The organism is Priestia sp. MDV22-iso46 (assembly GCF_058629175.1).
This window is the reverse complement of record NZ_JBZVWT010000015.1, coordinates 45,227-59,144: the sequence shown is the minus strand read 5'-3', so window position 1 is coordinate 59,144 and position 13,918 is coordinate 45,227. Positions and strand designations below refer to the sequence as shown.

12 protein-coding genes, 1 rRNA gene and 1 other annotated feature are annotated in these 13,918 nt (G+C 39.5%); all 13 genes read left to right on the top strand.

Annotated features, from left to right (window positions below; genetic code table 11):
- The first annotated feature begins 8 nt into the window (after positions 1-8).
- The 13 genes from rrf (at position 9) to cysS (ending at position 13,917) form a co-directional block, all read left to right on the top strand.
- Positions 9-124: ribosomal RNA gene (gene rrf, locus AC4NPH_RS29115) — 5S ribosomal RNA — on the top strand.
- 235 nt (positions 125-359) lie between these two features.
- On the top strand, positions 360-821 hold the full coding sequence (locus tag AC4NPH_RS29110) for a CtsR family transcriptional regulator (protein ID WP_013054895.1): 462 nt from the start codon (positions 360-362) through the stop codon (positions 819-821).
- 41 nt (positions 822-862) lie between these two features.
- Positions 863-1,405 carry a protein-arginine kinase activator protein McsA gene (gene mcsA / locus AC4NPH_RS29105; RefSeq protein ID WP_013054896.1) on the top strand — a complete coding sequence of 181 codons (543 nt, stop codon included), beginning with the start codon at positions 863-865 and terminating at the stop codon, positions 1,403-1,405.
- Between the two features lie 3 nt (positions 1,406-1,408).
- Positions 1,409-2,482: a protein-arginine kinase McsB gene (mcsB, locus tag AC4NPH_RS29100; protein ID WP_013054897.1), complete on the top strand. Its 1,074-nt coding sequence runs from the start codon at positions 1,409-1,411 to the stop codon at positions 2,480-2,482.
- Between the two features lie 20 nt (positions 2,483-2,502).
- On the top strand, positions 2,503-4,944 hold the full coding sequence (gene clpC, locus AC4NPH_RS29095) for an ATP-dependent protease ATP-binding subunit ClpC (protein WP_014462041.1): 2,442 nt from the start codon (positions 2,503-2,505) through the stop codon (positions 4,942-4,944).
- A 123-nt stretch (positions 4,945-5,067) separates the two neighbouring features.
- The gene (gene radA / locus AC4NPH_RS29090; protein WP_013054899.1) at positions 5,068-6,444 is read left to right on the top strand and encodes a DNA repair protein RadA; all 1,377 of its coding nucleotides are present in this window, start codon (positions 5,068-5,070) and stop codon (positions 6,442-6,444) included.
- Between the two features lie 3 nt (positions 6,445-6,447).
- Positions 6,448-7,527, top strand: a complete 1,080-nt coding sequence (gene disA / locus AC4NPH_RS29085) for a DNA integrity scanning diadenylate cyclase DisA (RefSeq protein ID WP_013054900.1) — start codon at positions 6,448-6,450, stop codon at positions 7,525-7,527.
- Between the two features lie 147 nt (positions 7,528-7,674).
- Positions 7,675-8,772, top strand: coding sequence for a PIN/TRAM domain-containing protein (locus AC4NPH_RS29080; protein WP_335447077.1), 1,098 nt, complete (start codon positions 7,675-7,677; stop codon positions 8,770-8,772).
- 25 nt (positions 8,773-8,797) lie between these two features.
- A complete protein-coding gene (ispD, locus tag AC4NPH_RS29075; protein ID WP_029325232.1) occupies positions 8,798-9,499 on the top strand; it encodes a 2-C-methyl-D-erythritol 4-phosphate cytidylyltransferase in 702 nt (233 codons plus the stop codon).
- Positions 9,496-9,975: a 2-C-methyl-D-erythritol 2,4-cyclodiphosphate synthase gene (ispF, locus tag AC4NPH_RS29070; RefSeq protein WP_013054903.1), complete on the top strand. Its 480-nt coding sequence runs from the start codon at positions 9,496-9,498 to the stop codon at positions 9,973-9,975. The genes ispD and ispF overlap by 4 nt, the downstream gene beginning before the upstream one ends.
- Positions 9,976-10,080: 105 nt before the next feature.
- The gene (gltX, locus tag AC4NPH_RS29065) at positions 10,081-11,538 is read left to right on the top strand and encodes a glutamate--tRNA ligase (RefSeq protein ID WP_013054904.1); all 1,458 of its coding nucleotides are present in this window, start codon (positions 10,081-10,083) and stop codon (positions 11,536-11,538) included.
- A 39-nt stretch (positions 11,539-11,577) separates the two neighbouring features.
- Positions 11,578-11,801 (top strand) — a binding site (T-box leader).
- A 72-nt stretch (positions 11,802-11,873) separates the two neighbouring features.
- The gene (gene cysE, locus AC4NPH_RS29060) at positions 11,874-12,530 is read left to right on the top strand and encodes a serine O-acetyltransferase (protein WP_013054905.1); all 657 of its coding nucleotides are present in this window, start codon (positions 11,874-11,876) and stop codon (positions 12,528-12,530) included.
- Complete coding sequence (gene cysS / locus AC4NPH_RS29055; protein ID WP_013054906.1) at positions 12,520-13,917, top strand: cysteine--tRNA ligase; 1,398 nt, start codon at positions 12,520-12,522, stop codon at positions 13,915-13,917. Before cysE ends, cysS begins: the two co-directional genes overlap by 11 nt.
- The last annotated feature ends 1 nt before the right edge of the window (position 13,918 follow it).

The following is a 13,918-nucleotide window of genomic DNA, read 5'->3' as shown; positions in this document are numbered from 1 at the left end:
ATCTCTTGTCTGGTGGCGATAGCGAAGAGGTCACACCCGTTCCCATACCGAACACGGAAGTTAAGCTCTTTAGCGCCAATGGTAGTTGGGACTTTGTCCCTGTGAGAGTAGGACGTTGCCAGGCACCTGAAAAAGGACTAGCTATTTTAGCTAGTCCTTTTTTGTTTACAATTTATTTGTTTTATGAAAAAGTATAGTAAGAACAATAAAATTCACGATTTGCAGGTTTTGAAATAAATTTTAGTGGCAACGATAAAAGTAAAGAATAAACTTTAATAGTACATAGTTGAAAATTTTTTCGTTTCCTTTTATATTTAAATTAAGGTCAAATATAGTCAAAGTCAGAAGGAGGGGGCAGCGTGCCAAATATCTCTGACATTATCGAACAGTATTTAAAACAAGTACTTGAATTAAGTGAAAGAGAAATTGTTGAAATAAGGCGTAGTGAGATTGCTGATAAATTTCAATGCGTTCCGTCGCAAATTAATTACGTTATCAATACCCGTTTTACAGTTGAGAGAGGTTATCTTGTAGAAAGTAAGCGAGGCGGCGGCGGCTTTATTCGTATTGCAAAAGTAAAAATGCATGATGCAGCGGATTTGTTTCAGCAAGTAATTGAGATGATTCAAAATGAAATTTCACAAGTAAGTGCTGAAAACGTCATTATTAGGTTAGTTGAAGAAAAAGTCATCACAGAACGAGAAGCAAAAATCATGTTGAGTGTTATCAATCGTTCAGTTATTAATATTGAACTTCCTTATCGTGATGAGCTAAGGGCTAATCTTTTAAAAGCAATGCTTAATTCATTACGCTACCGATAAACTCATGATCTATTTTATTTAGAACAGGGAGTGATGACAGGATGATTTGTCAGCAATGTGAAACGAGACCTGCAACTCTTCACTTCACAAAAATTATTAATGGTGAAAAGACGGAGATGCATGTATGTGAACAATGCGCTTCAGAAAATGGAGATACATTTTCTTTTTCAAATCAGCAAGGTTTTTCAATCAATAACTTACTAGCTGGCCTACTTAACCTAGATCCAGCAGTAACTGAAAATTATAAGCAACAAAGTCAGGAGGTTCTTTCTTGTCCTACTTGTGGCATGACATATCAAAAATTTGCTAAAATCGGCAGGTTTGGATGTGCAGATTGCTACAAAACATTTGAGCGACCTCTTATTCCTTTCTTGAAGAGGCTGCATGGAGGTAATTATCTGCATCATGGAAAAATACCAGCAAGAATTGCAAGTAATCTTCATTTAAAAAAGGAATTACAGGCATTAAGATTGAACTTAAAAGAGTATATCGAAAAAGAGGAGTTTGAGAAAGCAGCCGAACTCCGAGATCACATTCGATTACTAGAAAAGAAGATGAACGAATCGAGAGAGGAGGAAGCGTAATTCATGTCCCAGGATTTGTTCTTTTCCCAGCCTGTTAGCTCTTGGATGCGTCAAGAAGCTTCGAATTCAGATATTGTTCTAAGCAGTCGAATCAGGCTGGCTCGAAATTTAACTCATTATCTTTTTCCAACTCTCTTTTCTAAAGAACAAGCAGTTGAAGTGGTTCGAGTATTCGAGCAAGTTTTTCAAAAAAGTGAGAACACAAATCAGTGGAATTTGCATTTACTAAAGATGAACGAATTACAGCCTCTTCAAAAGCAAGTGTTGGTTGAAAAGCATCTTATCAGTCCTAACTTGGCTGAAGGAGATAACAACGGAGCTTGTTTTTTATCAGAAAAAGAAGATTTGAGTATTATGGTTAATGAAGAAGATCATTTACGCATACAATGTTTATTTCCAGGCCTTCAATTATCTGAAGCTTTAAGCACAGCGAATAAAGTAGATAATTGGATTGAGAAATACGTAGATTATGCGTTTGATGAAAATAGAGGGTATTTAACCAGCTGTCCCACAAATGTGGGTACTGGGCTACGTGCATCTGTGATGATGCATCTGCCGGCTTTAGTGATGACCCGTCAAATTCATCGTATTATTCCCGCTATTAACCAGCTCGGCTTAGTGGTGAGAGGAATTTATGGAGAAGGTAGCGAAGCTTTAGGGAATATCTTTCAAATTTCTAATCAGATAACCTTAGGGAAATCTGAAGAAGATATTGTGGCAGATTTAAATAGTGTCGTACAGCAGTTAATTACACAAGAACACTCTGCACGAGACGCGCTGTTTAAAACATCTCATGTAGAGTTAGAAGATCGAGTGTATCGTTCATATGGAGTATTGGCCAATAGCCGTATTATTGAGTCAAAAGAAGCTTCACAATGTTTATCAGATGTTCGATTAGGAATCGATTTAGGGTATATAAAAGGACTGAGTCAAAATATATTGAATGAACTTATCATTATGACGCAGCCAGGCTTTTTACAGAAGTATTCGGGAGGTCCCCTAAAGCCTCAAGAACGTGACATTAAAAGAGCCACCTTAATTCGAGAACGTCTCACTATAAATAAAAACACAAATTAAACGTGGAGGGTGACGATTATATGATGTTTGGTAGATTTACAGAGCGCGCACAAAAAGTATTAGCTTTAGCACAGGAAGAAGCACTACGCCTAGGTCACAACAACATTGGAACAGAGCATATTTTATTAGGTATCGTTCGTGAAGGTGAAGGAATTGCAGCAAAAGCTCTTTCTGCTCTAGGCCTAAGCACTGAAAAAATTCAAAAAGAAGTGGAAGCATTAATTGGCAGAGGCCAAGAATTAACGCAGACCATTCATTATACACCTCGAGCGAAAAAAGTCATTGAACTTTCAATGGACGAAGCCCGAAAGCTTGGTCATTCTTATGTAGGAACAGAACATATCTTACTAGGCTTAATTCGTGAAGGTGAAGGCGTTGCAGCACGCGTTTTAAATAATTTAGGTGTCAGCCTAAATAAAGCTCGTCAGCAAGTGCTTCATTTATTAGGTAGCAATGAAGCTGCTTCAAGCCATCAAGGCGGAGGCTCTTCAAATGCCAATACACCTACGCTAGACAGCTTAGCACGCGATTTAACAGTTGTAGCGCGCGAAGGAAGCTTAGACCCTGTTATCGGACGTGGGAAAGAAATTCAGCGTGTTATTGAAGTGTTAAGCCGACGTACAAAAAACAATCCTGTATTAATTGGGGAGCCAGGTGTCGGTAAAACGGCAATCGCTGAAGGTTTGGCTCAGCAAATCGTCAACAATGAAGTTCCAGAAATTTTACGTGACAAACGCGTTATGACTTTGGATATGGGAACGGTCGTTGCTGGTACAAAATACCGCGGAGAATTTGAAGATCGCCTGAAGAAAGTAATGGATGAAATTCGTCAAGCAGGTAATATCATTCTCTTTATCGATGAGTTACACACATTAATTGGCGCTGGTGGCGCAGAAGGAGCTATCGATGCTTCTAATATTTTAAAACCGTCTCTTGCTCGTGGAGAACTTCAGTGTATCGGTGCCACCACTTTAGATGAATACAGAAAGTACATTGAAAAAGATGCAGCGTTAGAGCGTCGCTTCCAGCCAATTCAAGTGGATGAACCAACGTTGGAAGAGTCTATTCAAATCTTAAAAGGGCTTCGTGACCGTTATGAAGCGCATCACCGAGTATCTATTTCTGATGAGGCAATCGAGCAAGCGGTGAAACTATCAGATCGCTACATTTCCGATCGTTTCTTACCAGATAAAGCAATCGATTTAATTGATGAAGCTGGTTCAAAAGTGCGTTTACGTTCATTTACAACGCCGCCAAATTTAAAGGAATTAGAGCAAAAATTAGAATCAGTACGCAATGAAAAAGATGCGTCTGTTCAAAGTCAAGAATTTGAAAAAGCAGCATCTTTACGCGATACAGAGCAACGCCTACGCGAAGAATTAGAAGACACAAAGAAAATTTGGAAAGAGCAGCAAGGTAAAGAAAACTCAGCTGTAACCGTAGAAGATATTGCGATGGTGGTATCTAGCTGGACGGGTGTACCGGTCTCTAAACTGGCACAGGAAGAGACAGAAAGACTGCTGAACATGGAAGAGATTCTTCACTCTCGTGTAATTGGGCAAGAAGAAGCGGTAAAAGCAGTTGCAAAAGCTGTGCGCCGTGCTAGAGCAGGCTTGAAAGATCCAAAACGTCCAATTGGTTCATTCATTTTCTTAGGACCAACAGGGGTTGGTAAAACAGAGCTTGCACGTGCATTAGCGGAGTCAATCTTCGGCGATGAAGATGCAATGATTCGTATCGATATGTCTGAGTACATGGAGAAACATTCTACTTCACGCTTAGTAGGTTCACCTCCAGGGTATGTTGGATACGAAGAAGGCGGCCAGTTAACGGAAAAAGTAAGAAGAAAACCTTACTCAGTTGTTCTTTTAGACGAAATTGAAAAAGCGCATCCGGATGTATTTAACATTTTATTACAAGTGTTAGAAGATGGACGCTTAACAGATTCAAAAGGCCGTACAGTTGATTTCCGTAATACGATTTTAATTATGACATCAAACGTAGGTGCTGATACATTAAAACGAAGCAAGCACTTAGGGTTCACAGTAGAAGCAGAAGGGCAAGACTACAAAGATATGAAAGGAAAAGTAATGGCGGAAATGAAGCGCGCGTTCCGTCCGGAGTTCTTAAACCGTATCGATGAAATTATCGTCTTCCATTCATTAGAGAAACCTCACTTAGCTGAAATCGTTAAATTAATGGCGGATCAGTTAACAAAACGCTTAAAAGAGCAAGAAATTGATCTTGAATTAACAAAAGAGGCAATTGATAAGATTGCAGAGGAAGGTTTTGATCCAGAATACGGTGCTCGTCCACTTCGTAGAGCAATTCAAAAACATATTGAAGACCGTTTATCTGAAGAGCTGCTAAAAGGGGTTGTTCAAAAAGGTCAGAAAGTGACGCTAGATGTAGACAAAGGAGAATTTGTTGTTAAATCCTCCGCTCCAAGCAGCATCAGCTAAATTTACTCAAACCAAGACGAGGCATACGAAAAAACACGTATGCCTCCCTTTTTATTTTAGCTTAGGAAATAGTGTACAATAGAGATAGAAATCGATTGAATGAACGGAGAGATTGATAACATAATGGCGAAACGAAAAACAAAATTTGCATGTCAGCATTGCGGATATGAATCAGCAAAATGGATGGGGAAATGTCCCGGATGCGGAAGCTGGAATTCTATGGTAGAAGAAATGGAAGAAACGAAATCATCACGCCGAGGAGCTTTTTCCGGAGCTACTGCTTCTAAAGTTCAAAAACCTCAGTCAATTACAGCGATTGAATCTACAACAGAACCACGAATTTTTACACCTTCTGCAGAGTTAAATCGTGTATTAGGAGGAGGCATTGTCAGAGGGTCACTCGTTTTAATAGGGGGAGATCCGGGTATCGGAAAGTCTACTTTACTTTTGCAAACCTCTGCGCAGTTAGCAATGAAACAAAATAAAGTACTATATATTTCGGGAGAGGAATCAACCAAACAAACGAAGTTAAGAGCGGACAGGCTAGGTGTAAAAGCTGAAGAGCTTTATGTTCACGCAGAAACAAACTTAGAATTAATACTAGAGGCCATCTCAAGTATGCAGCCTGATTTTGTGGTGATTGATTCAATTCAAACCATTTACCATGCTGATGTGACATCAGCGCCAGGAAGCGTCTCACAGGTGCGAGAGTGTACGGCTGAACTAATGCGTGTTGCTAAAACGAATGGAATTGCCATCTTTATTGTGGGTCATGTAACGAAAGAAGGGGCCATTGCAGGTCCAAGACTTCTTGAACATATGGTGGATACGGTTCTTTATTTTGAAGGAGAGCGCCATCATACGTATCGTATATTAAGAGCGGTTAAGAACCGGTTTGGATCTACAAATGAAATGGGCATTTTTGAAATGAAAGAAAGTGGGCTAGAAGAAGTATTGAATCCATCTGAAATCTTTCTAGAAGAACGATCTCAGGGAGCAGCAGGATCGGTTGTTGTCGCTTCAATGGAAGGGACAAGACCCGTATTAGTAGAGCTGCAGGCGCTAATCAGTCCAACGAGCTTTGGAAACCCTAGAAGAATGGCGACGGGAGTAGATCATAATCGCGTTTCGCTTATCATGGCTGTCTTAGAAAAGCGTGTAGGAATGCTGCTGCAGAATCAAGATGCTTATTTAAAAGTAGCAGGTGGAGTGAAATTAGATGAACCAGCAATCGATTTAGCTGTAGCCGTTAGCATTGCTTCAAGCTTCAGAGATGCTGCTTCTAGCGCTACAGATGTTATTGTAGGAGAGGTAGGATTAACAGGTGAAGTACGCCGAGTGTCTAGAATTGAACAGCGCGTTCAAGAAGCGGTAAAATTAGGGTTCCAACGAATTATTATCCCGGAGAAAAATTTAGGAGGATGGAAAGTCCCAGATGGTATTGATGTGATTGGGGTATCAACAGTAGCGGAGGCTCTGCAATATACATTAGGAGGATAAGCAGTGGAAGGAGAAAAAACAACAGTTAGTCAAAAACAAATATCAGAAATTCTGCAGTTTGTAGCACCAGGAACCCCTATTCGTGACGGTATCGATAACGTCTTGCGGGCAAAGACGGGCGGCTTAATTGTTATGGGCTACAATGAACAAGTCAAAAAGATGGTAGATGGAGGATTTTCGATTAATTGTGCATTTACACCTGCGCATTTATACGAGTTAGCCAAAATGGATGGAGCGCTTATTTTAAACGACAGCGGAAGCAAGATATTATTTGCTAATGCTCAGCTCATGCCAGATCCCTCTACTCCTTCTTCACAGACAGGAATGCGTCACCGTACAGCAGAGCGCGTAGCTAAGCAGTCAGGTGTATTGGTGATAGCCATTTCACAAAGACGAAATGTGATTACGCTTTACAAAGGGTCTCTGCAGTATGTATTGAAAGACATTAGTGTTATTTTAGCAAAAGCGAATCAAGCGCTTGGGACACTTGAAAAGTACAAGGCGGTATTAGACGAATCGATTACAAGTCTCAGTGCATTAGAGTTTGAAGAGCAAGTAACTCATACAGATGTGCTGCAGTCGCTTCATCGTACAGAAATGGTTCTGCGTATTAAAAATGAAATTTTGAGCTATATTAGCGAGTTAGGAACAGAAGGAAGACTAATCCGTCTCCAAATGAATGAACTACTTTCCCACTTAGAGGAAGAAGCAACTTTATTAATCAAAGATTATATGTATGATCTCAGCTTTGACCCTTACCGAGTAATTGAACGCATGCAGCAGCCGTCAAATAATGTTCTTCTCGATGACCAAACGCTCCTTCGCTTAATGGGATATCCTATGTATACAAGCTTTGAAGACAGCGTTATTCCTAGAGGGTATCGAATGCTTCATAAAATTCCAAGACTTCCATCGATTATTATTGAAAATCTCATTGATGAATTAGGGGATTTAAAAACGATAGCAGATGCGTCGGTAGAAGAATTGGATGAGGTAGAAGGCATCGGTGAAATTCGAGCAAGGAAAATCAGAGAAGGCCTAAAAAGACTAAAAGAGCAGCATCTTACAAACCGTCAGCTATAGGATATTAATTGACATAAAATGTTTGATTCATTAAGATATTGTGAAAATACAAAAAAAGTGACAGTTTGTTTACAAATTCTGTTTTTTGGTTAAATAACAGGTTTCAATCATTGTAAACTGTTTATAATGATAAAGGGAGGTGAAGGCGTGTTAAAACGTTTTGTACAGTTATTTTTTATTATTACAGGTGGTACATTGGGCGTCTTTTTTATACCTGAACTTATTCAATTATTAAGTCTGCAAGATGTAGCATTTCTAGAAAAGCCTTACGTCGATGCAATACTGGGAGCCATTTTGTTTTTCCTTGTCACGTTTTGGATTGTTGATTATATAGTTGAATTAATTCGCCGAGTGGAAGAGGCGTTACTGAAGGCGCCTGTAACGGATGTGCTTTTCGGGAGCTTAGGATTGATTTTAGGGCTTATTGTGGCCTACTTGGTCGGAGCTTTTTTAGGTAGAATTCAACTTCAAGTAGTAAGTACCATTTTACCAATCTTTCTAAGTATTCTTTTAGGTTACTTAGGGTTTCAAGTCGGGTTTAAAAAACGTGATGAACTTGTAAGCGTGTTTTCGATGCCGGCTCGAATTGGGAAGAAAAAAGGACAAGAAGAAGAAACAGATAACGAAGAATCATTAAAGTCTCTTAAGATTTTAGATACAAGCGTTATTATTGACGGCCGTATCGCAGATATTTGTCAAACAGGATTTTTAGACGGAACGATTGTTATTCCGCGCTTTGTGCTTGAGGAACTTCAGCATATTGCTGATTCGTCGGATGTTCTAAAACGAAACAGAGGTAGACGAGGTCTAGATATTCTAAACCGTATTCAAAAAGAACTGGCAATGAAGGTAGAAATTTATGAAGGCGATTTCGAAGACATTCAAGAAGTAGACAGCAAGCTGGTTAAATTGGCAAAGCTGACTTCCGGTTTGGTCGTGACAAACGATTTTAATTTAAATAAAGTATGTGAACTTCAAAATGTTGGCGTTTTAAATATCAATGACTTAGCAAATGCCGTCAAGCCAATTGTACTTCCAGGAGAAGAAATGAACGTATTGGTTATAAAAGACGGTAAAGAGCACAATCAAGGTATTGCCTATCTTGATGACGGTACAATGATCGTGGTAGAAGAAGGAAGAAATTATATTGGAAAGCAAATTGATGTACTGGTGACGAGCGTACTCCAAACCTCAGCAGGCCGTATGATTTTTGCGAAACCCAAGTTATTAGAAAAAGCACTGTGACGTAACAGGTAAAGGGAGTATACCTATGAAGTATGAAATTATCGTGTTAGCTGCAGGTCAGGGGAAGCGAATGAAAGCGGGGCGGAACAAACAATTTTTAACTATTCAAAACGTTCCGCTTATCATTCATACGCTGCAAAAATTCGAACAAGATCCTTGGTGCAGTGGAATTGTACTAGTCGTAAACGAAAAAGAAGTGGAGATTTTTGAAGAGTTATTAATCGAATATCCAATTCAAAAGGTTCAATCATTGACAGTTGGGGGCGATGAACGTCAACATAGCGTTTATAACGGTCTTAAAAGTTTAAAGCAGGCTCAGATGGTATTGATTCATGATGGCGCTCGTCCATTTGTTCAACAAAACACAATCCATGAGTTAGTAGAAAAAGCTGCTAGTGATAAGGCTGCTGTGCTGGCTGTTCCAGTAAAAGACACAATTAAGCGTGTGGAACAGGGTACTGTCATTGAAACAGTTGAGCGCTCTAGCTTGTGGGCTATTCAAACGCCGCAGGCTTTTCTTTTTGATGTAGTAATGAATGCACACGAAAAAGCAAAAACAAATGAATACTTAGGTACCGATGATGCAAGCTTAGTAGAAAGAGCGGGGCAAAAAGTATCGATTGTAGAGGGAAATTACGATAATATAAAACTAACAACACCAGAAGATTTGTTATATGCAGAAGCTATATTAACAAAGCTAAACAGGACTGAAGGAGTGGAAAAATGAACATTCGAGTAGGACAAGGTTTCGACGTACATGAATTTGCAGAAGGAAGACCTTTAATCATCGGCGGTTTAGAAATTCCGTATGAAAAAGGACTATTAGGCCATTCAGATGCAGATGTGCTGTTGCATACAATCGCAGATGCCTTATTAGGAGCGGCGGCTAAAGGAGATATCGGAAAGCATTTTCCGGATACAGACCCTGAATTTAAAGATGCTGATTCAGCAAAGCTTCTTCAACACGTATGGAAACTACTAAAAGATGAAGGCTATGAATTAAGCAATGTAGATTGCACAATTATCGCGCAAAAACCTAAAATGGCTCCTTACATTGAACCAATGAGAGAGCGTATTGCGCAGCTGTTAGAAGCAAGCATTTCTCAAATTAACGTCAAGGCAACAACAACAGAAAAGTTAGGTTTTACGGGACGTGAAGAAGGAATTGCCGCCCAAGCAGCCGTTTTAGTTTATCAAAAATAAAAACAGTTGACTTTGACAGATACCTATTTGGTGATAAAATTAGAACATGTCTAAAATATCTAAATACATACTATAAGTAATATTAAATTGGAGGTCATCTTAGTTATGTCAAGCGAAGTAAGAGTTCGTTATGCCCCGAGTCCCACTGGACATCTTCATATAGGGAATGCAAGAACAGCACTATTTAATTATTTATTTGCACGAAATCAAAACGGTAAATTTATTATCCGTATTGAAGATACAGATCAAAAGCGTAATATCGAAGGCGGAGAAGAAAGTCAGCTGCGCTATTTAAAATGGTTAGGTATTGAATGGGATGAGAGTATCGACGTAGGCGGCGAGTACGGTCCTTACCGCCAGTCTGAACGTACGGAAATCTATCAAAAATATACGGAAGAACTTCTTGAAAAAGGATTAGCTTATCACTGTTACTGTACGTCAGAAGAGCTTGAAAAAGAGCGTGAAGAACAGCAGGCAAACAGTCAAATGCCGCGCTATTCAGGGAAGTGCCGTAACTTAACAGCTGAACAGCGTGCTGAACTAGAAGCAGAAGGCCGTGAGCCAAGCATTCGCTTCCGTGTTCCTAGTAACAAAGAAATTAAATGGAATGATATTGTCAAAGATGAAGTATCATTTGAGTCTGAAGGCATTGGTGACTTCGTTATTGTGAAAAAAGACGGTACACCAACATATAATTACGCTGTAGCCATTGATGATTATCTAATGAAGATGACACATGTTCTACGCGGAGATGACCATATTTCTAATACACCGAAGCAAATTCTTGTGTATGAAGCTTTAGGCTGGACGCCTCCTGTATTTGGTCATATGACATTGATCGTAAATGAAAATCGCCGTAAGCTAAGTAAACGTGATGAGTCAATCATTCAGTTTATTGAGCAATATAAAGAATTAGGCTACTTGCCGGAAGCACTGTTTAATTTTATTACAATGCTTGGCTGGTCACCTGTGGGAGAAGAAGAAATCTTCTCTAAAGAACAGTTCATTGAAATTTTTGACCCAGCTCGTTTATCAAAATCTCCAGCACTATTTGATACAAGCAAATTACGTTGGATGAACAACCAATACATGAAACAATTGGATTTAGACGAGGTAGTAGCTTTATCAGTTCCTCACTTAGTGAAAGCTGGAAAAGTTGAAGAAACGCGCGATGCAGAAACAGAACAATGGGTACGTGACCTAGTCGCTCTATACCAAGAACAAATGAGCTTTGGCGCCGAGATTGTTGAACTTACTGAAATGTTCTTTAAGAAAGAAATTGATTACAGTGAAGAAGCAAAAGCAGTGCTTGCTGAAGAGCAAGTACCGGAAGTGTTAAAAGCATTTGCTGAAGAGATTTCTTCCTTAGAAGAATTCAGCGCTGATGAAATTAAGGCAGCAACAAAGGCTGTACAAAAAGCAACAGGTCAAAAAGGTAAAAAACTATTTATGCCAATTCGTGTAGCAACAACAGGCGAAACACACGGTCCTGAGCTTCCAAAAGCTATTTCTCTTTTAGGGAAAGAAACAGTTTTAGCTCGTTTAGAAAGCATTTATAGTTAACAAATTTCTATTTTGCCCATATGATAAAATAATCAAATATGGATATCGTTGAGAAGGAAGAGTAGGCAAGTTCATTGCATATCAGAGAGGGTTATCACCGGCTGAAAGTAACCTATGACAAAACTTGTTGAAGTGCGCCTTTGAGTCTTTTGTTGAATGCTACTAAGTAAGTAGGCAAAAGCGGGTACTTTCACGTTATGAGAGAAGAGTTGGGATCGTTTGTTGATCCAAACAGAGTGGAACCGCGTATATACGTCTCTGTGTCATTTGACATAGGGGCGTTTTTTTATACAATCAATGAGTAGATAGAGGAATAGCGGAATTGGGGTGAGATGATGCTAAAGTTGTTAAAGGAAGACATTGAGGCCATATTTGAACAAGATCCTGCAGCAAGAAGTTATATTGAAGTGATATTAACCTATTCGGGGTTGCATGCTATTTGGGCACATAGATTAGCTCACGGGCTTTTTAAAAGAAAGTGGTTTTTTCTGGCACGTGTAATCTCACAAATTAGCCGATTCTTCACAGGGATTGAAATTCATCCGGGTGCGAAAATTGGCCGCCGATTTTTTATTGACCACGGAATGGGAATTGTTATTGGGGAAACGTGCGAAATTGGAGATAATGTAACAGTATATCAAGGAGTAACACTCGGAGGAACAGGGAAAGAAAAAGGAAAGCGTCACCCGACGATCGAAGACAATGTCTTAATTGCAACAGGTGCTAAAGTACTAGGGTCGATTACGATTCATGCGCACTCCAAAATTGGAGCGGGCTCAGTTGTGTTAAATGACGTCCCAGAAAACTCAACGGTTGTTGGTATCCCTGGCCGAGTCGTCATTCAAAATGGCGTCCGGATTCCAAAAGATTTGAATCATCAAGATTTACCAGATCCAGATGCAGAGCGTTTCAAACAGCTAGAGAAAGAAATTTTACACCTGCAAAATCAATTAAAGGAATTAAAAGAAGGGAAGATTCACCATGGCAATTAAGCTATATAACACGTTAACACGTCAAAAAGAGACGTTTGTACCGCTAGAAGAAAACAAAGTCAAAATGTACGTGTGCGGACCGACCGTGTATAACTATATTCATATTGGAAATGCGCGTCCTGCGATCGTATTTGATACGGTGCGCCGCTATTTAGAATTTAGAGGCTACGATGTAGAGTATGTCTCAAACTTCACAGATGTGGATGATAAATTAATTAAGGCAGCAAAAGAGTTAGGAGAAGATGTTCCAACGATCGCAAACCGCTTTATCGATGCCTACTTTGAAGATACGTCAGCTCTTGGATGCAAGCATGCCGATGTGCATCCACGCGTAACTGAAAATATGGATATCATTATTGAGTTCATCGATGAACTGGTGAAAAAAGGATATGCATATGAGTCAGAGGGTGATGTATACTATCGTACACGTAAGTTTGAAGGATACGGAAAATTATCACATCAGTCTATTGATGAATTGCAATCCGGTGCTCGTATCGAAGTTGGAGAAAAGAAAGAAGATCCATTAGACTTTACTCTTTGGAAAGCAACCAAAGATGGAGAGATCGCATGGGATAGCCCTTGGGGTCAAGGAAGACCAGGCTGGCATATCGAGTGCTCTGCGATGGCACGCAAGTATTTAGGTGATACAATTGATATCCACGCAGGCGGCCAGGATTTAGCTTTCCCTCATCACGAAAATGAAATTGCCCAATCAGAAGCGCTCACTGGGAAATCGTTTGCGAAATACTGGCTTCATAACGGATATATCAATATTGATAATGAAAAGATGTCTAAATCACTAGGGAACTTCGTGTTAGTTCATGACATTATTAAAAAGCATGATCCTTCCCTACTTCGATTCTTTATTTTATCTGTTCACTATCGTCACCCAATTAACTATAACGAAGAAATTTTAGAGAATACGCGCAAAGGGTTTGAGCGTCTGCAAACAGCTTACGGCAACTTAACTCACCGTCTAGAGGCAGCAACAAATCTTCAAGAAGATGCTTCAGAATGGTTCGAAAAGCTAAAAGAGCTTCGCGAAACGTTTGTTGAAGAGATGGATGATGATTTTAATACGGCAAATGCCATTTCTGTTCTGTTCGAGCTAGCAAAGCAAGCTAACTTGTATTTGTTAGAACAAACAACGTCTACAGATGTAATTGAAGCCTTTATTAAAGAGTTTAAAGAATTAGGTGCTGCAATAGGCATTACGTTTGGAGAAGCTGAACTTCTAGACGAAGAAATTGATCAATTGATCCAAGGTCGTATTCAGGCTCGTAAAGATCGTAATTTCCAATTAGCAGATCAAATTCGAGATGAATTAAAGGCTAAAAATATTATTTTAGAAGATACGGCGCAAGGAACAAGATGGAAAAGAGGATAAT

Coding starts and splice junctions, on each gene's coding strand:
- mcsB (WP_013054897.1), top strand. CDS start 1,409: ATGTCCCAGGATTTGTTCTTTTCCCAGCCTGTTAGCTCTTGGATGCGT.
- gltX (WP_013054904.1), top strand. CDS start 10,081: ATGTCAAGCGAAGTAAGAGTTCGTTATGCCCCGAGTCCCACTGGACAT.
- ispF (WP_013054903.1), top strand. CDS start 9,496: ATGAACATTCGAGTAGGACAAGGTTTCGACGTACATGAATTTGCAGAA.
- ispD (WP_029325232.1), top strand. CDS start 8,798: ATGAAGTATGAAATTATCGTGTTAGCTGCAGGTCAGGGGAAGCGAATG.
- radA (WP_013054899.1), top strand. CDS start 5,068: ATGGCGAAACGAAAAACAAAATTTGCATGTCAGCATTGCGGATATGAA.
- cysS (WP_013054906.1), top strand. CDS start 12,520: ATGGCAATTAAGCTATATAACACGTTAACACGTCAAAAAGAGACGTTT.
- cysE (WP_013054905.1), top strand. CDS start 11,874: ATGCTAAAGTTGTTAAAGGAAGACATTGAGGCCATATTTGAACAAGAT.
- clpC (WP_014462041.1), top strand. CDS start 2,503: ATGATGTTTGGTAGATTTACAGAGCGCGCACAAAAAGTATTAGCTTTA.
- mcsA (WP_013054896.1), top strand. CDS start 863: ATGATTTGTCAGCAATGTGAAACGAGACCTGCAACTCTTCACTTCACA.